The sequence below is a fragment of the Grimontia kaedaensis genome, from assembly GCF_023746615.1.
Classification (GTDB): Bacteria; Pseudomonadota; Gammaproteobacteria; order Enterobacterales; family Vibrionaceae; genus Enterovibrio; species Enterovibrio kaedaensis.
This window is the reverse complement of the sequence record NZ_CP082276.1, coordinates 159,641-185,913: the sequence shown is the minus strand read 5'-3', so window position 1 is coordinate 185,913 and position 26,273 is coordinate 159,641. Positions and strand designations below refer to the sequence as shown.

Below are 26,273 nucleotides of genomic sequence, written 5' to 3'. Positions count from 1 at the left end.
AGGATTCAGCGAGATTGACTGGCGTTGTGATCGCGGCGTTCCTTTGCCGGTGTAGGCACCTCCATCAAAAAGAAACAACAAAGAGCACGGCGTCAGTCAACTCGCCCGAAGGGAGGGCCTCAATGCGCCCACTTCTTCGTTAAATCCCACGGAAATAGAATGACTATTCCTCGTGAAATTTGCCTCGAATTGAACGCATTGATGACCTCTGAATGCGAGCATCTTCAGGTTGTTTGGGTATACATCTTCATACTGGCTAGGAAAAGGAATTAAAAATGAAATGGGGAACCGCATTACTGTTTTCAGCATTGGTATCCGGCGCTGCGCATGCAGGTGGGCAAGACCTTTATATCGCAGGGAGCATTGGTGCACATGAATTCGCTGATGAGACGGGTCAAAAATATGCCATTCATGTTGGTGCGAAGAATATTGCTGATAATGCTTTCTTTATTGGTGGTGAATTGGAATTCGCACTGCTGAAAAACGATGACTTTGAAGAAACATACGGCTATAAGGAAGATTACTCATACTCCGCAAACATACCCGTTGGTAAGCGCTTTTATATTGGCTCGGAAAGCTCCATTGATGTCTATGGTCTTGTCGGCTATTCCTCGCTGAGAATCTACAGAGGAACCGATGATTCTACAGGCGACGGTTTCCGTTGGGGCTCGGGTGTAGATGGCAACTTTTCAGATCTCATGTTAGGTCTGCGCTATACCCAAGGCAAGATAAAGGGCTCCCCCGACCAAGGAGTAGGCCGCGATGATAACGAAAAGAATATTAGCCTGATCGTAGGCTACAAAATTCAGTTCTAAACAAGTATCGCTTCATTATCCAATGCCTCTATTGCCATTCTAGAGGCATTTTAGTTTTGCCCGTTCTGGTCGCAGCTTTCCGAAATCCATCCCAGATACGCACCCAGCCCAGTTTCGATGGGTAATTGGATCACTTCCGGCACGTCATAATCATGCAGACGACAGATTTCAGCTTCAACGTCTTTGTAGAGTGATTTTTTCGTTTTAATCATCACCTGCTTTTCTATATCCGATGCTATCTTCCCCTGCCAATGGTAGTAACTCTGAATAGGTAACACCTGAACACAAGCGGCCAGTTTCTTTTCAAGCAAGGATTCGATAATACGTTTGCCGATATTGTTATCAGCGAAGGTAGTCATGACAACCACATAAGATTCAGAAGAAGTGTTCATACTCGGCCTCAGTCGATATTGGACGCTATGTGGATAAAAGCTTGGCGAAGCATGTCCACCCTATTCCACCTCAGCGTTAATTTAAACAAGGCCATTATCTCACACTGACTCATCAAGATTCAGTTTCACGATTTGAAAGAGATTCATACCAACTCGGGTCTTTGTCTTTACAAGCTATTGAAGGGTTCCAATATGCGCACCTTGTTTTCTTTTACTCTCGTTGCCGCTGCATTGGCACCTGCGACACTCTCTGCACAGAGCTGGGAAAGCAACGGCTCACCAGCGACCATCGTAGAGCTTTACACCTCCGAAGGTTGTAGTAGTTGTCCTCCCGCCGAAGCAGCACTCAATAAGCTCAAAGGAAAAGAAGGGCTCTGGACAACAGTTATCCCTATGGCTTTTCATGTGGACTACTGGAACTACATTGGTTGGACAGACAAATATGCTCAACCGGAGTTCAGTCAGAGACAGCGTCAGAAGGTTTCTCAAAGCCGTGCCAGTGGCGTGTATACCCCAGGCTGGTTTATCAATGATCAGGAATGGCGTGGATTTTTCGCCAGACAACCTGTTCCTTATGCGCATGGTCCAAAAGCGCCAAAGCTAAAAGCCTCTATCAATGGCAATACGTTGAGGATTAACTTCGAAGGCAATGAGCGCTTACAAGCGCAGTATGCTTTGCTGGCGATGGATATTACCACTCAAGTTAAACGCGGTGAAAACCGCGGAAGAACCCTAGAGCACGATTTTGTAGTAGTGGATTTCGATACAAAAACTGGCCAGCATAACTGGCAGTTTGCGCTCGACGGCAACACAGCGGCTAACCCTTCTGCTATTGCGGTTTGGCTGACACCACAGGGCGGTGGCGATCCTGTTCAAACGCTGGCAGGCTGGCTAGAGTAGGCCATAAACGAAAAAGGGAGCCGAAGCTCCCTTATTTGTAATGCTAGGTAGTTTTGGCTTTTTTCGTGTTCTTTCCATCCTTTAAGGATTCACCGCCCATTTCACCGAGAAGAGTTTTCAGTCCGTCGATATCTAGTGGTCGACTCAGGTAATAACCCTGCGCTAAGTCGCACCCTTTCGACTTGAGCATTTCCAATTGCTCCTCCGTTTCTACCCCTTCAGCAACGGTTTTGATTTTCAGGCCTTGTGCCATAGAGATAACCGCAGTGGCAAGCGCTTCGTTAAGCTCTACATCCGTAATCCCGTCAACAAATTCACGGTCGATTTTGAGAGCATCAAACGGGAATTGCAGTAAATAACTAAGGGATGAATAGCCCGTACCAAAATCATCCATCGAAAGCTCGGTCCCCAAGTCATGCAACTTATGCAGCATCTCTTTCACATTGGGCTGGTTACTGAGGAGCAAGCCTTCAGTCACCTCCAGCTCAAGCCGATTCGGTGCGAAGCCTTGTTTCTCTAAGGTGGCCATGAAGTCTTCCACGAAGTGCGACTGTCGCACTTGCTGCGGCGAAATATTCACTGCCAGATGCAGCAAATCGCCCTCGCGATTCTTGAGCTCAGAAAAATCATTCATGGCGGTATCGAGCACGAACTTTCCGATCTCATAAATAAGGTTCGACTGCTCCGCGATAGGAATAAACTCTGACGGTGGCACAGCACCCAGTTCGTCGTTATTCCAGCGGAGCAAAGCTTCCGCACCGGAAATACGGTTCGTTTTCAGGTCATAAAGAGGCTGATAGACCACCGAAAACTCGCCACGCGACAGTGCCCAAACCAAGTGGTATTCGAGACGCAGACGACGTTGAACGCTGTCATTCATCTCACTGGTAAAGAGGCGATAACTGTCTTTCCCGCCCTCTTTTGCTTGATGCTTCGCCACATCCGCGTAACCAAAGAGACGTTTGAAGTCATCTGAATCCAGCGGGCAGAGTGACACACCAATACTGGCCGTGACATGCACTTCGCCACCGCCGGCGATTTCTACCGGTTTATTGATGGCTTTGCGAAGTTTACTGGCTATCTGACAGGCGTTTTCAGTCTGCTGCAATCCAGGCAATACAATGAGGAACTCATCACCACTGACACGCCCGACTGTGTCTATTTCCCTCACGACTTTAACGATGCGGCGGGAAAGCTCGATCAACACCTGATCGCCCACATCATGGCTCAAGGTATCGTTGATGATTTTGAAATTATCAATATCGACCAGCATCACGCCTGTCATCAGCCCACGACGCAAATCATGAGCGATCGCGTAACGTAGTCTATCCATCGTCAGGTTTCGGTTTGCAAGACCTGTCAGCGAATCATAGAGCGCGCGCTGCATGATCAGCTCTTCGTTGCGGCGGATTCGTAACTGGTTGTAGATACGTAGCTTCACTTCTGCCGGGGAGACCGGCTTGGATATGTAATCCGCGCAACCAATCTTCAACCCCATTTCACGCCCTTCATCCTCAGAGTGTTCAGTGATCAGAATAACGGGAATATCTTTGGTTTCAGGCTCAGTTTTGAAGTGCTGACAAAGTGCAAAACCATCAATATCAGGCAACTCGACATCCATAAGGATGAGCTTTGGCGATTCAGATTTGGCAAGAACCTTAGCTGTCGCCCCCGAGGTGGAAAAAATCACCCGATATTCTTCGCCCAAAATAGCATTGAGAATGCGGATGCTGTTCGGCGACGAGTCGATAAGAAGGACAGTGTCTTTGTCCGGAGCAGTATGATTAGCGTGCATGCGAAGCTCCCTTTTCAACAGCCAACGAGATATCCAGCTTGCTCTCTTTCACGTAGATATTGAAAGCCGCAATCGCTTTGGCGTAATCAAGTTCAATCAGCTTGTCGCCGACAGGTTTGAGCTTAGGTGCCAAGTCGCAGTAATCGACCAGAAGTTGATAATAGGTATCTATCGCAATCAAATCCTGTGACAACATTTGGTCCCTGAATGCTTTCAACCGCGCCAATTTTGCCTGTTCCACAGTTGATGCATTGTTCTTAGTTGTTTCACTACCAATACTTCCCTCTTGCAGCAACTCACTGGATACCGGGGTTTGATTGCGCTTCAACAAGATTTCTCCGATCTCTTTGATGGCATTATCCATATCACGCTTGAAGTGGTTAAGTGGTGGTTGGTGGTCTTCCAACGCCATCAAAGCGTTTTGTAGCTGCTTCGCAGAGCGGCGAAGGCCAACGATAGATAAGTTGCCAGCACTACCCGCGATGGTGTGTGCATTTTCCGAGGCTTCGATCAGCTGTCCCGCGTCAATCTGATGGTAAATCTGATTTTCCTGCGCTCGCACTTGATGCACAAAGTCACTGAGAAGTTTGAAGTAAAGTGCCTCATTACCCATCACGCGCTTGATTCCATCTTCTACATCGACATATTCGTAGTCTGCACTGTGGCTTTCAGCATCTTGTTCTTCTTGTGTCACAGAAGTTACGGCGAGGCCGAGATATCCCGCCAGTTTTTGCAACAGGTTGTCAGCGTCCAAAGGTTTAGGGATGTGGTCATTCATGCCTGCTTCGGAACAGCGCTGGCGATCGCGCTCCATGGTATGAGCAGTCACAGCAAAAATCGGTAAGCTTTCTTTGTCTGAGGTTTCTCGGATGATCCGGGTGGCTTCCAGCCCGTTCATTTCCGGCATTTCGAGATCCATCAAAATGGCGTCATAGAGTTCCGGTGCCGGACAGACTTTGACAACCGCTTCACGACCAGAAGCAGCCAGCTCTACCTGAAAATCATTACTGATCAACACTTCTCGGGCGATCTGCTGGTTGATAGGCATGTCATCGACGACTAGGATTCGACGCCCCCCACCGTTCACTGTCACGGCCGACCCGTGCTGTTTCGCGCTAATCACACGGCGGTGAGTTTTAGGAAGGTTCTGACCCATCACTTCCATGATGGTGTCAAACATGACCGAGGCTGAAATCGGTTTGTGAAGGTAACCGTCAATTTTCCCTTTACCACGCTCTTTGTCGATCATCTTCTTGTCGTAAGCACTGACCACTATAACCAATGGATGCTTATCAGGGTCGAGGTCGTCTTTGATTTTCTCTAACAGGTGGAATCCTTTCTTCCCTGGCATGTGCCAATCGAGAAGCACTAGGTCATAAGGCTCCAATTCTAGGTCCAAATGTCCTTCCACAATGGCAGTAAAAGCACTGTCGACATCATTGGCTGAGTCCACCTCAAAACCGAGTGATTCCACAATCGCCTGATGAACCGCGATCGAAGAAGGGTTGTCATCTACAACTAATACTCGCAGTTCGCGCAGATCAACGGGTACTGAAAAGCTTTTGTCCGATGTCGCTTTCGACAGCTGTAACTCCATATTGAAATAGACACCGGGCTCACCGTCATCCATGTCGTAATGCACCTGACCACCCATTTGCTCAATCAGGTAAGAAGCAATCAGTAAGTTAATGGATTCATCGACTTCAGATTTGGACATCACCAGGCGTTCTGTTAATTCTTCCAAGTCATCGAACATCTCTTCGTGGGCTGTCACTTTCTGATTGATGGCGAATTCGAGCACAGCGCTGTGATCATTGAGCTGGCCTGATCTAATAGTGAGGATTAAAGGACTACCTTCCCCCACAACCATCGCCTCATCAATAATGTTCAACAACACACGGCGCAGCCTGTCTGGGTCACCGACCAATGAACGGGGCACATCCAGCGGCACGTTAAATAAGAGTTCAACTTCACGGCTTTCCGCTTCGCTGAGAAGATATTCGCGCAGGCTTTCTAACAATTGGTCGAGATCAAAGGGCGTATTTTCGAGAGTCAGGAAGTGAGATGAGAGCTCTTGGAAATCACGGAGATTATCGCAAATCACCCCCGTTCGTTTCAGTGAGCGACTCAGGCTCTCAAGATAAAGCGCCTGTTTATTGCTGAGCGAGGTCTGATTCAGCATTTGAGCGCAACTTAGTGCTGTTGCCATCATGGGGTATAACGCCATGTTGGATTCCGACAGTACATTAAAGCTGCGGCTCAATGCACTGGAGACATTCTTCCTGGCACCCGCCGTCAGATGCGTCGACATTTTCAGAAACAACTCTGCAGGTGCAATGGGATAGACCACGTAATCGGCACCACCACTGAGATAAGCCTGCTGTTTTTGATCGGATGAGAACTGAGTAGTGGTCATCACAATTCGCGTATCACGGCAGGTCGGAAGCTGCTGGATCCTGGCCACTTGCTCGGCAAATGAACCGCCATCTTCGAATGGAAAATCCATGTTGAGTACGAGAATATTGACCGGATGTTGCTGGAGAATCGTCATCAACTTTGCAGGGGTAGCCACGCAGCGGAGCCAGTAACCACTTTCACTCAAAACCTGCTGATAGAAATCAATATGGGAGAGATCTTCGTCTGCGAGCACAATCAGCGGCTCATTCTTCACCAAACCTGTCATTAGGCCTTCCTTTCAGACTTTTTCCGACGCGTTCGTCTTGGGCTGAGATCGCCAATCCATGTAATTAATGGCCTGTTTCTGTCGGCCTTTTCCAGCGAGAAACGCCGCATCAGGCGGCATTAACCTCTCACTTTATCTCGTTGGCGAAACACTACTTTGCTTTTTAAAGCTAGTGGCTTTTTTATGTGACTGCCAAATCTGACCTCGACTTATTTATAAGCTTCTCAGTTGCATATGTGCGCACTTACTGAGTCTAAAACAGGCAAATATGTCATTCCGCTTTTCAACAGCATGGAAAAGATATACTCAATCTCATTTATGAAACACATTGCAATGAAAACTTACGGATCTTCCTTGACCACTCTTATCACCCACAAGGGTTATGTACTACTTTTAATATTCTGCTCAAAAGGCAAACACTTAGTACAAAAATGAGTCGTTATATCTTGGGAGAAGGTTATGGCTATCAACTTGGTTCTCAGTCAAGTCGTTGGACAAGCATTTGTAGTGAAACCAGACGGAGAAATGGTTCCTGCTGAAGCAAATACTGTGGTGCAAACAGGCGATGTATTGTCTGTACCAAACGGGAAAAATGCTTGGCTGGTAACAGAAGATGGAGAACAGGTTGATGTGCTTGATGAGGCGCTGCTCGCAGGAGAGGAAGGACTCGAAAGTCTTGATCTACCCTCAGACGTCGCTGAAATCATCGCGGCTATTGAAGAAGGCGATGACCCAACTCAAAAAGAAGGTACTGAGACAGCGGCAGGTGAAGAAGCCAGCGGCTCGGCACTCACAGCAGCGTCGGTCATTGAATACAGCTCCTCTACAGGCGGAATAAGCAATATTTCCACCTTTGACAGCACAGGGCTCTTTTCATCAGGGCTGTCAAAGGTGCAAGCTGATACCCTTATCAACACTCGCTTTGCCGCACTGCTTTCAAATACCGAAGAAGGCACGGACGGTGGAAACAGTGATTCCAGTGACGGTAATGATTACGTAACACCGACGTTCAACGGCCTAAGCATCTCCTCTCAGGAGGATGGCGAAATTGTTCTCAGCCGCGCTGATATTCTTGGGGCGATTAGTGGTGGAGACCCTGCCAACACTCAAGTTTCGAGCATCCAATCAAATGTTGAAGGTGCAACCATAACAGAGAACAGCGATGGGTCCTTCACGCTGACGCCGCCACCAAACTACAGCGGCACCGTCATTTTCACTGTCGAAATCACTGACGGTCAGTCAACGGTGACTGGCAACGTAAGCGTGAGCGTCGCAGAGGTTGAGGATATTCCAGAAATCACCATCACACCTGTTGAGCTCACTGAAGATGACAATGTCTCTGAGGGCAGTGTGATTGCATCTATTGATGCCACTGATGGCGACGGCGATGCACTGACTATTACTATCACTAATGACCCTGACGGCTATTTTGCTGTTGAAGATGGCAAGGTTGTGTTAACGGAAGCAGGCGCAGCCGCCATTGACGACGATACTCTGAATCTTGCAGAAATCAGTGTCACCGTCAGTGTCTCCGACGGAAAAACGACGGTTGAAGAAACGGTAACACTCCCCATCACCCGCACAGATGATGACGCTACGGTTGAAGGTGATACCACTGCAACGGTAACGGACGGCAACGGGACAGTCCCTGCTTCAGCCTCAGGAACCCTGAATGTTGTAGACCCAGATTCCAACAATCAAACCACGCTGGATAACGGCACCTACAAAGGCGAATACGGCACTTTGGTCGTCGAAAACGGCGCTTGGGTTTACACCGTCGATAAAGAGTTAGTTGCGCCGCTTGGCGAGGGTGAAAAAGCCACTGACGTGATTACAATTACGGCTTCTGACGGCAGCACCCACGAAATCACACTGAACATTCAGGGCACTAATGACCCGGCTCAGATTTCCGGTGATATCACCGCTACTATTGTTGATAATAGCGGCACCATGACCGCAACGGGAACCTTGAACGCTGCTGATGTCGACGGTACAGACAACAAATTTATTGCTGAAACCATCACTACGCTTCGCGGTGAAGTGACTGTTGATGAAAACGGCAACTGGACCTATACCACCACAGACCCAACGGGCGCGATTCAGCGTTTACCAGAAGGTGAAACACTGACAGAAGTGGTTACCGTTCGCTCAGAAGATGGCACAGAACAACAAATCGTTCTTACCATCGAAGGCGTCAATGACCTCCCCGTTTTCTCCGCGATTGCTGAACGTGATGTTTACGAAAGCAACGGTGTGATCAGCGTGTCAGGCACCATCAATGTGGTTGACCCTGACAACGGCCAATACTACATGGAAGCCGGAACCTACGTGGGAGAACTCGGCTCCGTCACCATGGACCGTGCAGGTAATTGGACCTACACCTCTGATCCGGCACAAAACGCGGCATTGGATTCGCTAAAAGAGGGCGAACAGCGCGTTGATACCATCACAGTCCGTTCGCAGGACGGCACAGAAACAGAAATCAAAGTCACTATTATTGGTACAAATGACCCTGCAGAAATCGCTGGTGACATTGTCGGTACTGTGGTCGAAGCCGACGGCACCATGACGACATCAGGACAGTTAACCGCGGCTGATGCTGATGGCGAGAACACCTTTACTCCGCAAACCATTGAAGGGCGCTGGGGTGAACTGACGATTAATGAAGACGGTAAATGGACGTATAGCTCCGACGACGACAAGGGTGCGATTAACCGCCTTGGCGAAGGCGATCAACTGACAGATACCATCACTGTAAAGTCTGAAGATGGTACAGAACAAACCGTCACAATTACGATTAACGGAACAAATGATACTGCTGTCTTCAGCGGCATGAGCAGTGTCAGCGTCAACGAAACCGATAGCCAAATCACCACCAGTGGCAGTATTAACGTGTCTGATGCAGACTACGGCGAGGATTTTTTCCAGGAAGGCACTTTCAACGGTGAGTATGGCGACGTCACTATCGACCGAGCAGGTAACTGGACCTACACATCAGATCCTTCCAATACCGCTGAATTTGATGCGCTTAAAGAAGGCGAACAGCTCATCGACACTATCACTGTCCGATCTCTGGACGGTACAGAAACCGAGATTATGGTAACGATAGTCGGGACCAACGATCCGGCTGCAATCGCGGGTGATATCGTCGGTACCATTGTCGAATCCGATGGCACCATGAGCACGTCTGGACAACTGACGTCAACCGATGTGGACGGTAACGATAATGCATTCATGCCTCAGACTGTTGAAGGTCGTTGGGGTGAAGTCACTATTGATGCGAATGGTAGCTGGACTTACTCCACCACTGATGAGAAAGGTGCAATCAACCGCTTAGGCGAAGGCGACCAGCTCACGGACACCCTTTCGGTGCGCGCAGAAGATGGTACCGTACAAACCATTACCATCACCATCGATGGAACTAATGATGCGGCAGTCTTTAGTGGCAAAACCAGCGCCACCGTCGATGAGGCAGACGGCCAAATTTCTACCAGTGGCCGAGCAAAAGTCTCAGACGCCGATTATGGCGAGTATTTCTTCCAGGAAGGTACTTATACCGGCACCTATGGTGAAATCACCATAGATAAAGCAGGTAACTGGACCTATACCTCTGCATCGGAAAACACCGCAACCTTTGATGCATTAGACGCAGGTGATACCTTGCCTGAGTCAATCACAGTTTACTCTCTGGATGGCACGCCGCTCACTATCGATATCACGATTCAGGGTACCGATGATCTTCCTGTTGTAAGCGGTCAAACAGCTGGTGCGTTGACGGACACAACCAGCGGCGAAGTACAAACCATCTCAGGTTCACTATCGATTAGCGATGTTGATGCCGACGACACACCAACGTTCGAAGATACACGCATAGAAGGTGACTTCGGCGTATTGGAAATGGTCGAAGGAGAGTGGACCTACACGCTGGACAAAGAAGCTGCTTCAACGCTAAATGCAGGTGAAACTGACACTGACGTCATCACGTTGACCGCCAGTGATGGCACCGAACAGAAGATTGTCATCACAGTCACAGGTACAGACGATGAGCCCGTCCTGACGGGCAATACCGTTGGTTCAATCAGTGACAACGGTTCACCAACCACATCAGGCTTTATCAGCGTCATCGATCCGGATTCAGACAACTCGCCAACCCTGCCAGATGCCGAAGTTGACGGCCAGTATGGTTCGCTGACGCTGGTCGATGGCGAATGGACCTACACGTTGGATCCTGATTCTGTCGCAGCATTGCCAGACGGTGAAACCACCATTGACGTCGTCACTGTTGAAGCTTCTGACGGTTCGAAGCACGAAATCACCATCACTATTACAGGCACCGATCAGGAGCCTGTGCTGACAGGCAATACCACAGGTACCATCACTGAAGGCAGCGCAGCGCTGACCGCCTCTGGTTCAGTCGATTTGGTTGATGTGGATACAGGCGAAAACCCTACCCTACCAAACGGCACAACGGCAGGCCAATACGGCTCCTTGACATTGGTCGATGGTGAGTGGACGTATACGCTGGACCCGGATCTTGCCCAATACCTGGATCAAGGTGAAACGACCACAGACAGCATTAGCATCACGGCTTCTGATGGCACAGTGCATGACATTGTCATCACCATTACCGGTAGTGAGGATTCTGCAGTCCTTGATGGTGACACGACAGGCGGTGTCACCGATGAAACTGGCTCGCTGGCAGCCACTGGTTCGCTAACCGTCAGTGACCCAGACAGTAGTGATAACCCCACGCTACCAGACACCAACCAGCAGGGGCAATATGGCTCCTTCACCATGGTTGATGGAAACTGGACCTATACGCTGGATCCTGAATTGGCAGCCAGTTTAGACGAAGGTGTCACCGTTACCGATACCATCACAATTACCGACTCCATGGGTGGTACCCATGAACTATACATCAATGTAACGGGCACAGATAACGCGGCAGAACTGACGGGAGATACCTCCGCAAACCTAGTGGAAGGCACAGACATCACCGCAACCGGCTCTATAGAAGTGGTAGACGCAGACAGTGGTGACACGCCAGTGATTGCCAACACTGATGTTGACGGTCAATACGGCTCCTTCTCACTGGTTGATGGAGAATGGACATACACCCTAGATCCGTCTGTTGCCCAAGGATTGAATGCCGGTCAAACGGCAACTGACACCATCACCCTGACCGACAGCGAAAACAACGAACACCAAATCGTTATTACTATCGAAGGCACTGCCGATGCCGCTGTTGTTTCCGGTGACTTCACCGGTTCTGTTTCTACAGAAACAGGCTCTGTGGTGGAAGTCACTAACCTGTTCTTACTCGGTGAAGATGTAGATGGCGACACCGAAGATTTCAATGCAGACAGCCAGCCGGGCGATCTAAATTTCAGCTCCACTGGATTCAGCGCCAACATCACTGACAGCGATGGTAGGCTGAACAACGACGGCTCCCAGTCTATTGAACTGAATGGAGAGTCATATCCAGTTTCGGTCAACGCAACGGTTCAATATACCGATGCGTATGGCAATGTCTTCACAATGGCTGTGCTGACGGTTTCAGCTACCGAAGCTGGAGAATACTTCGGCGGCACCGGCGAACCTACGACTATGTTGGTTCAAATCGATGGCCCGGATATCGTTCCAGGCACAGACTTGACGCTGGTTGATGGTTCATACAACGAAGTCAGCAGTATCAATTATCTGGATGTCAGTGATGCTGTCACTGCTACAGGTCAAATCAGCATCTCTGATGCCGATACCAACGACACGCCAGAATTCGCCAACACCACCATTGAAGGACAATACGGTACGTTTGAACTGGTCGACGGTAACTGGACTTACACTGTCGATCCATCCAAAGCTGAAGCACTGGGTGCAGACGATGTCGCGACTGAAACCTTCACTCTGACCGCATCAGACAATACTCAACAGACGATCACTATCGAAGTGACGGGTACCGACGATGCAGCTGTCATCACAGGTGATATGACAGCATCCATTACCGACCAGGACACATCTACGTCTGGATCCATTAATATTACTGACCCAGATGGTGGTCAGGCATCTATAGATAACACCACCATTGAAGGTAACTACGGTACCTTCGAGCTGGTCGATGGCGAGTGGACCTACACGGTAGACCCCGACAAAGCCCAAGCCCTGCCTGAAGGTGAAGAGGCGAATGACACCTTTACCCTCACCGCTTCTGACGGTTCAACCCACGAGATTGTGGTTACAGTGACCGGCACCAATGATGCCGCTGTGGTCACCGGCGACACCACCGGACAGGTGACCGATCAGGACACCTCAACAACCGGGACTATCACGGTCACCGACCCGGATTCAGGCGAAACGGCCACCATTGGTAACACCTCTATTGAAGGCAACTACGGTACCTTCGAGCTGGTCGATGGCGAGTGGACCTACACGGTAGACCCCGACAAAGCCCAAGCCCTGCCTGAAGGTGAAGAGGCGACCGACACCTTTACCCTCACCGCTTCTGACGGTTCAACTCACGAGATTGTGGTCACAGTGACCGGCACCAATGATGCGGCTGTGGTCACCGGCGATACCACCGGACAGGTCACCGACCAGGACACCTCAACAACCGGGACTATCACGGTCACCGACCCGGATTCAGGCGAAACGGCCACCATCGGTAACACCACCATTGAAGGTAACTACGGTACCTTCGAGCTGGTCGATGGCGAGTGGACCTACACGGTAGACCCCGACAAAGCCCAAGCCCTGCCTGAAGGTGAAGAGGCGAATGACACCTTTACCCTCACCGCTTCTGACGGTTCAACCCACGAGATTGTGGTTACAGTGACCGGCACCAATGATGCCGCTGTGGTCACCGGCGACACCACCGGACAGGTGACCGATCAGGACACCTCAACAACCGGGACTATCACGGTCACCGACCCGGATTCAGGCGAAACGGCCACCATTGGTAACACCTCTATTGAAGGCAACTACGGTACCTTCGAGCTGGTCGATGGCGAGTGGACCTACACGGTAGACCCCGACAAAGCCCAAGCCCTGCCTGAAGGTGAAGAGGCGACCGACACCTTTACCCTCACCGCTTCTGACGGTTCAACTCACGAGATTGTGGTCACAGTGACCGGCACCAATGATGCGGCTGTGGTCACCGGCGATACCACCGGACAGGTCACCGACCAGGACACCTCAACAACCGGGACTATCACGGTCACCGACCCGGATTCAGGCGAAACGGCCACCATCGGTAACACCTCCATTGAAGGCAACTACGGTACCTTCGAGCTGGTCGATGGCGAGTGGACCTACACGGTAGACCCCGACAAAGCGCAGGCCCTGCCTGAAGGTGAAGAGGCGAATGACACCTTTACCCTCACCGCTTCTGACGGTTCAACCCACGAGATTGTGGTCACAGTGACCGGCACCAATGATGCGGCTGTGGTCACCGGCGATACCACCGGACAGGTCACCGATCAGGACACCTCAACAACTGGGACTATCACGGTCACCGACCCGGATTCAGGCGAAACGGCCACCATCGGTAACACCTCTATTGAAGGTAACTACGGTACCTTTGAGCTGGTCGATGGCGAGTGGACCTACACGGTAGACCCCGACAAAGCGCAGGCCCTGCCTGAAGGTGAAGAGGCGAATGACACCTTTACCCTCACCGCTTCTGACGGTTCAACCCACGAGATTGTGGTCACAGTGACCGGCACCAATGATGCGGCTGTGGTCACCGGCGACACCACCGGACAGGTCACCGATCAGGACACCTCAACAACCGGGACTATCACGGTCACCGACCCGGATTCAGGCGAAACAGCCACCATCGGTAACACCTCCATTGAAGGTAACTACGGTACCTTTGAGCTGGTCGATGGCGAGTGGACCTACACGGTAGACCCCGACAAAGCGCAGGCCCTGCCTGAAGGTGAAGAGGCGAATGACACCTTTACCCTCACCGCTTCTGACGGTTCAACCCACGAGATTGTGGTTACAGTGACCGGCACCAATGATGCCGCTGTGGTCACCGGCGACACCACCGGACAGGTGACCGATCAGGACACCTCAACAACCGGCTCCATCACGGTCACCGACCCGGATTCAGGCGAAACAGCCACCATTGGTAACACCTCTATTGAAGGCAACTACGGTACCTTCGAGCTGGTCGATGGCGAGTGGACCTACACGGTAGACCCCGACAAAGCGCAGGCCCTGCCTGAAGGTGAAGAGGCGAATGACACCTTTACCCTCACCGCTTCTGACGGTTCAACCCACGAGATTGTGGTCACAGTGACCGGCACGGATGATGCGGCTGTGGTCACCGGCGACACCACCGGACAGGTCACCGATCAGGACACCTCAACAACTGGGACTATCACGGTCACCGACCCGGATTCAGGCGAAACGGCCACCATCGGTAACACCACCATTGAAGGCAACTACGGCACCTTTGCGCTGGTCGATGGCGAGTGGACCTACACGGTCGATCCAGATAAAGCCCAAGCCCTGCCTGAAGGTGAAGAGGCGGCCGACACCTTTACCCTCACCGCTTCTGACGGTTCAACCCACGAGATTGTGGTCACAGTGACCGGCACCAATGATGCGGCTGTGGTCACCGGCCACACCACCGGACAGGTCACCGATCAGGACACCTCAACAACCGGGACTATCACGGTCACCGACCCGGATTCAGGCGAAACAGCCACCATCGGTAACACCACCATTGAAGGCAACTACGGTACCTTTGCGCTGGTCGATGGCGAGTGGACCTACACGGTCGATCCGGATAAAGCCCAAGCCCTGCCTGAAGGTGAAGAGGCGGCCGACACCTTTACCCTCACCGCTTCTGACGGTTCAACTCACGAGATTGTGGTTACAGTGACCGGCACCAATGATGCGGCTGTGGTCACCGGCGATACCACCGGACAGGTCACCGATCAGGACACCTCAACAACCGGGACTATCACGGTCACCGACCCGGATTCAGGCGAAACGGCCACCATCGGTAACACCACCATTGAAGGTAACTACGGTACCTTCGAGCTGGTCGATGGCGAGTGGACCTACACGGTCGATCCGGATAAAGCCCAAGCCCTGCCTGAAGGTGAAGAGGCGAATGACACCTTTACCCTCACCGCTTCTGACGGTTCAACCCACGAGATTGTGGTTACAGTGACCGGCACCAATGATGCGGCTGTGGTCACCGGCGATACCACCGGACAGGTCACCGATCAGGACACCTCAACAACCGGGACTATCACGGTCACCGACCCGGATTCAGGCGAAACGGCCACCATCGGTAACACCACCATTGAAGGTAACTACGGTACCTTCGAGCTGGTCGATGGCGAGTGGACCTACACGGTCGATCCGGATAAAGCCCAAGCCCTGCCTGAAGGTGAAGAGGCGAATGACACCTTTACCCTCACCGCTTCTGACGGTTCAACCCACGAGATTGTGGTTACAGTGACCGGCACCAATGATGCGGCTGTGGTCACCGGCGATACCACCGGACAGGTCACCGATCAGGACACCTCAACAACCGGGACTATCACGGTCACCGACCCGGATTCAGGCGAAACGGCCACCATCGGTAACACCACCATTGAAGGTAACTACGGTACCTTCGAGCTGGTCGATGGCGAGTGGACCTACACGGTCGATCCGGATAAAGCCCAAGCCCTGCCTGAAGGTGAAGAGGCGAATGACACCTTTACCCTCACCGCTTCTGACGGTTCAACCCACGAGATTGTGGTTACAGTGACCGGCACCAATGATGCGGCTGTGGTCACCGGCGATACCACCGGACAGGTCACCGATCAGGACACCTCAACAACCGGGACTATCACGGTCACCGACCCGGATTCAGGCGAAACGGCCACCATCGGTAACACCTCCATTGAAGGCAACTACGGTACCTTCGAGCTGGTCGATGGCGAGTGGACCTACACGGTAGACCCCGACAAAGCCCAGGCCCTGCCTGAAGGTGAAGAGGCGAATGACACCTTTACCCTCACCGCTTCTGACGGTTCAACTCACGAGATTGTGGTGACGGTTGAAGGCACCGACCAATCTGCGGTTGTGACAGGTGATACTACTGCGTCTATCACCGACGTCGATACCTCAGCAACAGGCTCTATCACAGTTACTGATCCGGATTCGGGTGAAACGGCCACCATCGGCAACACAACGATTGAGGGCAATTACGGTACCTTCGAACTGGCCGACGGCAACTGGACTTATACGTTAGACCCAGACAAAGCCCAAGCCCTGCCAGAGGGTCAGGAAGCCAATGAAACCTTTACCCTTACGGCATCTGACAATTCACAACACGAGATCACTGTAACTGTTGAAGGTACTGACCAAGCGGCAGTTGTGACTGGTGATACTACCGCTAGTCTTTCTGATACCGACACTTCAGTTTCTGGCTCTATCACTGTTGTTGACCCTGATACCGGTGATAACACCATCATTGCCAACACCACCATGCAGGGCGAATACGGCACCTTCCAGTTGGTGGATGGCGATTGGACTTATACCGTCGACCCCGCCAAAGCAGAGCCTCTGCCCGAAGGCCAGTCGGCAGAAGATACCTTTACCCTGACGGCCTCTGATGGTTCGACCCATGATGTCACGGTCACCGTGACCGGCACTGACAATGCCGGCGTCGTCACAGGCACCACCTCAGGCAGTGTGGACGCAGCAGGCTTTACGCTGAATGTGGAAGAGAGTGGCAACCTCACCGCGGGTGAGGTCACCCAGGGCGATAGCAATGGCGGTTGGAATACCACCACCACCACGATTGACGGTGTCCCTTATGTGATTTCGACGTCATTTGGTTACGACGGCACCACCATCATCTCACGGGTTGAAAACGATGGTTCGCTCACTGAGACCGACCGCATCACTTACGACAGCTCAACGGGCGTAGTAACGTCATCAGTGTCTGGAGATATCACCTCTGCCGTTGAAAATGCAGGTTTCTCTGTTGGCGGACTGGGTAATGGTCTCACACAGTCCAATGTCTCGAATATCGACGGTCAACCTACCCTATTCCTGACGTCGCAAAACAGTGGTTCCATCTCTGCCTGGGAGATTTCGGGGAACGGCCAGCTCACCGTCAATGGCGGCCTGACCTTCGGTAACTCACAAACAGGCATAGTGCGCGAAAACGTCACCTTCGAAACGGATGATGGTGAAACGCTGATTTTCGCGACACGCCCTCAGGGTGATACCGTCGATGTCCTCTCCTACAACCCGGAAACCGGTGAAATTGCGCAAACCGGCAACTCCTACCCGTCCGGTGACCTGGTGTCAGGCATCGATATTGTGACGATTGACGGCAATACCTTTGTCACGTCCAGCGGTACTGATGTTGTCAGTCTGTATGCGGTCGACAGCGCCACCGGTAACCTCACTCTGGTTGACAGTGAGCCGGTCACCTCCGGCAATGGCAACTCGGTGAACTTTTATCAAACCCCTGATGGCAGCACCTATGCCATCAGCTCCAGCAGCAGTGCTGATGTAACGACTGTGTTTGACGTCGCCGCTGACGGCACACTGACACAGACTGACGTTATTGAAAATGCCGGCGCATACATGTCGACCGCCGGCTATGTCGACGGTGAACCTGTTTTCGTCGCGCCCAACCCGGATGGTGGTGTCGACCTCTACACCATCAACAGCGAAGGCTCGCTGGTACATCAGGGTAATGTCGCCTCCATGGAGAATGACAACACCCCGCCGGTTATCGTCCAAACCGCCGACGGCAGCTACTACCTGGTGGATGCCGATGGCAATACCGCCACGGTGAAACTGGAAATTGGCGAGTCTCTCATCACCACCTCTGGTTCGCTGGATGTGGTGGATGTCGACGGTGGTGATACCACGGTGTTTGAAAACACGACGGTGGAAGGCACCTACGGGACACTTGAACTGGTCGACGGTAACTGGACCTACACCCTGGATGAAGCCAAGTCTGAATCACTGGGAGAAGGGGATACCGCCCAGGATGTGATCACGCTGACCGCCACCGACGGCACTCAACAAGACATCACTATCACGGTCACCGGTACCGATGATCTGGCTGAACTGACCGGTGATGTGACGGCAACAGTGACGGATACGGATGCTTCTGTCTCCGGCTCTATCACTGTTGTTGACCCTGATACCGGTGATAACACCACCATCGCCAACACCACCATGCAGGGCGAATACGGCACCTTCCAGTTGGTGGATGGCAATTGGACTTATACCGTCGACCCCGCCAAAGCAGAGCCTCTGCCCGAAGGCCAGTCGGCAGAAGATACCTTTACCCTGACGGCCTCTGATGGTTCGACCCATGATGTCACGGTCACCGTGACCGGCACTGACAATGCCGGCGTCGTCACAGGCACCACCTCAGGCAGTGTGGACGCAGCAGGCTTTACGCTGAATGTGGAAGAGAGTGGCAACCTCACCGCGGGTGAGGCCACCCAGGGCGATAGCAATGGCGGTTGGAATACCACCACCACCACGATTGACGGTGTCCCTTATGTGATTTCGACGTCCTATGGTTACAGTGGCACGACCATCATCTCCCGCGTAGAAGATGATGGGTCGCTCACTGAGACCGACCGCATCGTCTATGACAATAATACCGGTACAGTGACCTCCTCTTCTGCCGGCGACATAACTGCAGTGATTCAGGAAGCAGGTATTTCCGTTGGTGCGCTCGGGAACGGTCTGACTCAGTCCAATGTCTCTCAAGTCGATGGTGAGCCTACCCTGTTCCTGACGTCGCAGAACAGTGGTTCCATCTCTGCCTGGCAGATTTCTGACTCCGGTGAACTCAGCCTCAATGGCGGCCTGACCTTCGGTAACTCGCAAACAGGCATAGTGCGTGAGAACGTTACCTTCGAAACGGATGATGGTGAAACGCTGATTTTCGCGACACGCCCCCAGGGTGATACCGTCGATGTCCTCTCCTACAACCCGGAAACCGGTGAAATTGCGCAAACCGGCAACTCCTACCCGTCCGGTGACCTGGTGTCAGGCATCGATATTGTGACGATTGACGGCAATACCTTTGTCACGTCCAGCGGTACTGATGTTGTCAGTCTGTATGCGGTCGACAGCGCCACCGGTAACCTCACTCTGGTTGACAGTGAGCCGGTCACCTCCGGCAATGGCAACTCGGTGAACTTTTATCAAACCCCTGATGGCAGCACCTATGCCATCAGCTCCAGCAGCAGTGCTGATGTGACGACTGTGTTTGACGTCGCCGCTGACGGCACACTGACACAGACTGACGTTATTGAAAATGCCGGCGCATACATGTCGACCGCCGGCTATGTCGACGGTGAACCTGTTTTCGTCGCGCCCAACCCGGATGGTGGTGTCGACCTCTACACCATCAACAGCGAAGGCTCGCTGGCACATCAGGGTAATGTCGCCTCCATGGAGAATGACAACACCCCGCCGGTTATCGTCCAAACCGCCGACGGCAGCTACTACCTGGTGGATGCCGATGGCAATACCGCCACGGTGAAACTGGAAATTGGCGAGTCTCTCATCACCACCTCTGGTTCGCTGGATGTGGTGGATGTCGACGGTGGTGATACCACGGTGTTTGAAAACACGACGGTGGAAGGTACCTACGGGACACTTGAACTGGTGGATGGCAACTGGACCTACACCCTGGATGAGGCCAAGTCTGAATCACTGGGAGAAGGGGATACCGCCCAGGATGTGATCACGCTGACCGCCACCGACGGCACTCAACAAGACATCACTATCACGGTCACCGGTACCGATGATCTGGCTGAACTGACCGGTGATGTGACGGCAACAGTGACGGATACGGATGCTTCTGTCTCCGGCTCTATCACTGTTGTTGACCCTGATACCGGTGATAACACCACCATCGCCAACACCACCATGCAGGGCGAATACGGCACCTTCCAGTTGGTGGGTGGCGATTGGACTTATACCGTCGACCCCGCCAAAGCAGAGCCTCTGCCCGAAGGCCAGTCGGCAGAAGATACCTTTACCCTGACGGCCTCTGATGGTTCGACCCATGATGTCACGGTCACCGTGACCGGCACTGACAATGCCGGCGTCGTCACAGGCACCACCTCAGGCAGTGTGGACGCAGCAGGCTTTACGCTGAATGTGGAAGAGAGTGGCAACCTCACCGCGGGTGAGGTCACCCAGGGCGATAACAATGGCGGTTGGAATACCACCACCACCACGATTGACGGTGTCCCTTATGTGATTTCGACGTCCTATGGTTACAGTGGCACGACCATCATCTCCCGCGTAGAAGATGATGGGGCGCTCACTGAGACCGACCGCATCGTCTATGACAATAATACCGGTACAGTGACCTCCTCTTCTGCCGGCGACATAACTGCAGTGATTCAGGAAGCCGGTATTTCCGTTGGTGCGCTCGGGAACGGTCTGACTCAGTCCAATGTTTCTCAAGTCGATGGTGAGCCTACCCTGTTCCTGACCTCGCAGAACAGTGGTTCCATCTCTGCCTGGCAGATTTCTGACTCCGGTGAACTCAGCCTCAATGGCGGCCTGACCTTCGGTAACTCGCAAACAGGCATAGTGCGTGAGAACGTCACCTTCGAAACAGATGATGGTGAAACGCTGATTTTCGCGACACGCCCTCAGGGTGATACCGTCGATGTCCTCTTCTACAACCCCGAAACCGGTGAAATTGCGCAAACCGGCAACTCCTACCCGTCCGGTGACCTGGTGTCAGGCATCGATATTGTGACGATTGACGGCAATACCTTTGTCACGTCCAGCGGTACTGATGTCGTCAGTCTCTATGCGGTCGACAGCGCCACCGGTAACCTCACTCTGGTTGACAGTGAGCCGGTCACCTCCGGCAATGGCAACTCGGTGAACTTTTATCAAACCCCTGATGGCAGCACCTATGCCATCAGCTCCAGCAGCAGTGCTGATGTAACGACTGTGTTTGACGTCGCCGCTGACGGCACACTGACACAGACTGACGTTATTGAAAATGCCGGCGCATACATGTCGACCGCCGGCTATGTCGACGGTGAACCTGTTTTCGTCGCGCCGAACCCGGATGGTGGTGTCGACCTCTACACCATCAACAGCGAAGGCTCGCTGGTACATCAGGGTAATGTCGCCTCCATGGAGAATGACAACACCCCGCCGGTTATCGTCCAAACCGCCGACGGCAGCTACTACCTGGTGGATGCCGATGGCAATACCGCCACGGTGAAACTGGAAATTGGCGAGTCTCTCATCACCACCTCTGGTTCGCTGGATGTGGTGGATGTCGACGGTGGTGATACCACGGTGTTTGAAAACACGACGGTGGAAGGTACCTACGGGACACTTGAACTGGTGGATGGCAACTGGACCTACACCCTGGATGAAGCCAAGTCTGAATCACTGGGAGAAGGGGATACCGCCCAGGATGTGATCACGCTGACCGCCACCGACGGCACTCAACAAGACATCACTATCACGGTCACCGGTACCGATGATCTGGCTGAACTGACCGGTGATGTGACGGCAACAGTGACGGATACGGATGCTTCTGTCTCCGGCTCTATCACTGTTGTTGACCCTGATACCGGTGATAACACCACCATCGCCAACACCACCATGCAGGGCGAATACGGCACCTTCCAGTTGGTGGATGGCGATTGGACTTATACCGTCGACCCCGCCAAAGCAGAGCCTCTGCCCGAAGGCCAGTCGGCAGAAGATACCTTTACCCTGACGGCCTCTGATGGTTCGACCCATGATGTCACGGTCACCGTGACCGGCACTGACAATGCCGGCGTCGTCACAGGCACCACCTCAGGCAGTGTTACCGCAGATGGCACGGATGTGCACACCATTGGTAACGCGTTCATCATGGATGAGAATGTCAGCTTCGACAGCGGCTCTTTTGTAACCTGGAGTTTCCCTCCTGAACTTAACTTCAGTGGCGACGCAACACAGGTACAAATCATCGACGATGACGGGCAACTCAATAGTGATGATGGCTCAAACGAACGCAGTCAAGACGCCACACAAACTATCAGCCTTGATGGCGAAACCTATAACGTCAATGTAGATTATGCCCTGACTTACCAAGACGCAGAAGGCAGTACTTATACCTTCGCCGTTGTCGATGTCGACATCAATGGAGATGGTAGCAATGCTGTCAACGGCACAGAAAGTGGTAAGGTTCTGATCCAGCTTGACGGACCCGAGATCTCTGCAGATACGTCACTGGCGCTTGTTCCTAACTCTTATCAGAATATCAGTAGCTTGGATTATAGCGATCTCCACGACCCAATCACCACATCTGGTTCGCTGGATGTGGTGGATGTCGACGGTGGTGATACCACGGTGTTTGAAAACACGACGGTGGAAGGTACCTACGGGACACTTGAACTGGTGGATGGCAACTGGACCTACACCTTGGATGAAGCCAAGTCTGAATCACTGGGAGAAGGGGATACCGCCCAGGATGTGATCACGCTGACCGCCACCGACGGCACTCAACAAGACATCACTATCACGGTCACGGGTACCGATGATCTGGCTGAAGTAACGGGTGATCTCTCCGGACAAATCTCTGAAGATTCGCAATCTCAAACTGTCAGCGGCACCCTGTCGATTACAGATGTAGATACCAACGACACACCAAGCTTTGCCAATACGACAGTAGCAGGGCAGTTTGGCTCATTATCCTTGGTCGATGGTGAATGGACTTACACTTTGAGTGATGCGGCACAATCACTCAGTGAAGGGCAGCAAGTTGAGGATGTCATAACACTGACAGCGACAGACGGCACCACTCAGGACATCGTCGTTACGGTAACAGGTGCTGATGACGCATCATTCATCTCAGGCACTACTTCCGGCAGCGTGACAGAAGGTGATTCGGGTGACGTGATTACAACCAGTGGCAAACTCTCGGTTAGTGACATCGATAGTGACAACGTCACAATTCCAGATGGTAATCAATCAGGAACCTATGGCTCGCTCTCTCTTGTTGACGGCGAATGGACGTACACGCTCGACAACAGCAAGGCAGATAGTCTCAACGATGGCCAGAACGTAACAGATACCTTCACTGTTGAGGCTTCAGACGGTTCAACACAGGAGATTGTGGTGAACATCACCGGTAGTGATGATGCTGCCACGTTGACAGGAGACACCACAGCCACCATATCTGACACTTCTTCAACGTCGGAAAACGTCACCATTAACCGTGGCTCGGATGGCACTTGGGATGTCGGCGAAGGTGACAATCTCTATCTAAACATGAACAACATTTCATCCAGTGCCGGTTACAGCAACAGTGTCGGTTACTACGTGATGGATGGCAGTGGTAACGTAGTACGCTCAGCCATCATCTTTGATAATGCGCATTCGGTTAACAACTCAAGCGTAAATATCAATACCGCTGGCGGTGAAAAAGTGGGGCTGTTCCTCATCCCTGACGGTGACAGCAAAGGCTTTAATGTCGGTAGTGTAAGTCTGAGCTTCGGAAGTGGTGGAGTGACAGCCTATCAAGGTGGAGCATCAGGCACGACATTTGTGTCTGAATCATCGAAAAACGGCAGTGACTTCGATTATGAGAATAACTCAGGTACATACTCCGGATGGGAAGATCTTGTAGGCGGCGGCGATCGCGACTACAACGATGTCACCTTCTCCGTCACCGCGACACAGCAACAAGACCAGCCTATCTCAGCCAGCGGCTCAATCGGCGTATCAGATGCTGATAGCGGCGACACGCCAACACTGCCGAATACCACTGTTCAAGGTGAGTTCGGTGAGCTTGTCCTGACTAACGGTAACTGGACCTACACATTCGATGAAAGCAAAGCGCAACAAATCGATGAAGAGACTCTAGATACCATTGTCATTACTGACTCAGAAGGCGGACAACATGAAATTGTCATTGCCATCCAGGGTACAGATGATGCCCCAATTGTCACTGGCATATTCAGTGGTGCCGTTACAGAGGGTGACTTCGGAGACACAGTAACAGTGAGCGGCAGTATCGCTATCAGTGACCCGGACGCAGAAGATAACCCTGAGTTCCTGAACACCACCATTCAGGGTGACTACGGTTCACTCACACTGACTGATGGCGTATGGACTTATGAGCTAGACGATGCGAAAGCAGAAGTACTCTCAAGTTCAGACTATGTCACGGATACCATCACATTAACGGCCACTGACGGCACAGTACAAAACATCAACGTTTCCATCTCAGGTACCAATGATGACCCATTTGTCGTCGGCACAAATACTGCCGCTATCGTGGCGCCAGACTCCGTGACCAGTGAGTATGTAGACATTGGAAATGCATTCGTCCTCAATGAGGGTTATACGTTTTCGGGCGGCGACATGCAGTACTACGGTAACGAGCCGACATTCCAGTTCAATGACTCCGGTTCGACGATACGTTTCTATGACAACGACACGACGGTGGACGGTGACAACTACAGAAATGAGTATGTTCAGGATTCGAGTCAAAAAGTCGAAATCAACGGGGTGCAGTACTCAGCCACCTACGACTATCAACTCGATTATCAAGATTCAGCGGGAAATGTTTACTCCTTCGCTGTCTTTGATGTCGACCTTGATGGTGATGGTAGCTTCAGATATGACTCCAATGAGCAAGGCCGCGTGATTGTGCAGATAGACGGTCCACAAATCACCCCAGGACTCACCATGGATTACCTGCGTGATACGCCTAATCAGCCAAGGTCGATGTCATATTCTGACTTCACTGATTTTTCTGGTGCAACGCTCGAAGCAACAGGTGTGCTTTCTATCGTTGATTTGGATGCGAATGATTCACAAGCTGAATTTTCTGACACCACAGTAAACGGCCAATACGGCTCGCTGGTATTAACCGACGGTGCTTGGACTTACACACTCGACCCTCACTCAACACCAGCATTAGGAGAGCATGATACTGTTACTGAGGTGATCAGTCTCACCGCCACAAATGGTATGCAAACTCAGGTTAATGTCACCATCGGTGGCTCAGAATCAGCAGTCAACAATGCGTCGCTAAACGGTGTAAGCGATACACTCGATGACGTGATTGCGCTAGATGATGTCACTTTCTCTGGTGGCGATGGTAACGATCAAATTGCAGGTAGCAGTGAAGCAGATGTGCTGCTCGGCAATGGTGGAGATGATGTCATATACGGCAATGCTGGCAATGACATCATCGATGGTGGACTTGGCGACGACCTCATCTTTGGTGGTCAAGGCAATGATCTGATGGCGGGTGGTTCAGGCTCAGATACCTTTGCTTTCCTCAACGGAGATCAAGGCACAGCCAACGCACCAGCCGTTGATCACATTGCTGACTTTGATGCCATGCAAGATGCTATCAATCTCTCCGACCTCTTGAACAACGAAACAAACGACTCACTCGGCGAGTATTTATCGTTCAGTGACGATGGAGAAGGGAATGCTATGCTCAACATTTCCTCTCAAGGTGACGGGAATGTGGATCAGCAAGTGGTGTTTGACAACATGAGTGTCGAAGACATGGCTGATGCTTACAGCGTCGACATTACCGGCATGACCTCAGAGCAAATCAGCTCTTCGGTTATCGATGCGATGATTATGCAGAGCAAGATGATTGTCGACTAAATAACAAGAAGCCCAAGAGCCTAGCGCTCATT

6 protein-coding genes are annotated in these 26,273 nt (G+C 52.0%); 3 read left to right on the top strand and 3 right to left on the bottom strand.

Annotated features, from left to right (window positions below; translation table 11 throughout):
• Positions 1-275: 275 nt before the first annotated feature.
• Complete coding sequence (locus tag K6Q96_RS17690) at positions 276-815, top strand: outer membrane beta-barrel protein (RefSeq protein WP_251881438.1); 540 nt, start codon at positions 276-278, stop codon at positions 813-815.
• A 50-nt stretch (positions 816-865) separates the two neighbouring features.
• Here K6Q96_RS17690 and cutA read toward each other — a convergent pair whose 3' ends face one another.
• Complete coding sequence (gene cutA, locus K6Q96_RS17685; RefSeq protein WP_251881436.1) at positions 866-1,207, bottom strand: divalent-cation tolerance protein CutA; 342 nt, start codon at positions 1,205-1,207, stop codon at positions 866-868.
• A gap of 192 nt (positions 1,208-1,399) precedes the next feature.
• Between cutA and K6Q96_RS17680 the strand changes: the two genes are divergently transcribed.
• Entirely contained in the window at positions 1,400-2,107 is a 708-nt protein-coding gene (locus K6Q96_RS17680) for a DUF1223 domain-containing protein (protein ID WP_251881428.1), read from the top strand.
• Positions 2,108-2,150: 43 nt separating this feature from the next.
• Here the strand turns inward: K6Q96_RS17680 and K6Q96_RS17675 are convergent, their stop codons facing one another.
• Together K6Q96_RS17675 and K6Q96_RS17670 are read right to left on the bottom strand one after the other, a co-directional pair.
• A complete protein-coding gene (locus K6Q96_RS17675; protein WP_251881426.1) occupies positions 2,151-3,902 on the bottom strand; it encodes a two-component system response regulator in 1,752 nt (583 codons plus the stop codon).
• Complete coding sequence (locus K6Q96_RS17670; protein ID WP_251881424.1) at positions 3,892-6,585, bottom strand: response regulator; 2,694 nt, start codon at positions 6,583-6,585, stop codon at positions 3,892-3,894. The genes K6Q96_RS17675 and K6Q96_RS17670 overlap by 11 nt, the downstream gene beginning before the upstream one ends.
• Before the next feature lie 459 nt (positions 6,586-7,044).
• On the opposite strand from K6Q96_RS17670, the gene K6Q96_RS17665 reads away from it, so the two are divergent.
• Entirely contained in the window at positions 7,045-26,241 is a 19,197-nt protein-coding gene (locus K6Q96_RS17665) for a VCBS domain-containing protein (RefSeq protein ID WP_251881421.1), read from the top strand.
• The last annotated feature ends 32 nt before the right edge of the window (positions 26,242-26,273 follow it).

What these genes read in the sequence shown, in the direction of transcription:
- K6Q96_RS17690 (WP_251881438.1), top strand. Translation starts at nt 276, where the DNA reads ATGAAATGGGGAACCGCATTACTGTTTTCAGCATTGGTATCCGGCGCT.
- cutA (WP_251881436.1), bottom strand. Translation starts at nt 1,207, where the DNA reads ATGAACACTTCTTCTGAATCTTATGTGGTTGTCATGACTACCTTCGCT.
- K6Q96_RS17680 (WP_251881428.1), top strand. Translation starts at nt 1,400, where the DNA reads ATGCGCACCTTGTTTTCTTTTACTCTCGTTGCCGCTGCATTGGCACCT.
- K6Q96_RS17675 (WP_251881426.1), bottom strand. Translation starts at nt 3,902, where the DNA reads ATGCACGCTAATCATACTGCTCCGGACAAAGACACTGTCCTTCTTATC.
- K6Q96_RS17670 (WP_251881424.1), bottom strand. Translation starts at nt 6,585, where the DNA reads ATGACAGGTTTGGTGAAGAATGAGCCGCTGATTGTGCTCGCAGACGAA.
- K6Q96_RS17665 (WP_251881421.1), top strand. Translation starts at nt 7,045, where the DNA reads ATGGCTATCAACTTGGTTCTCAGTCAAGTCGTTGGACAAGCATTTGTA.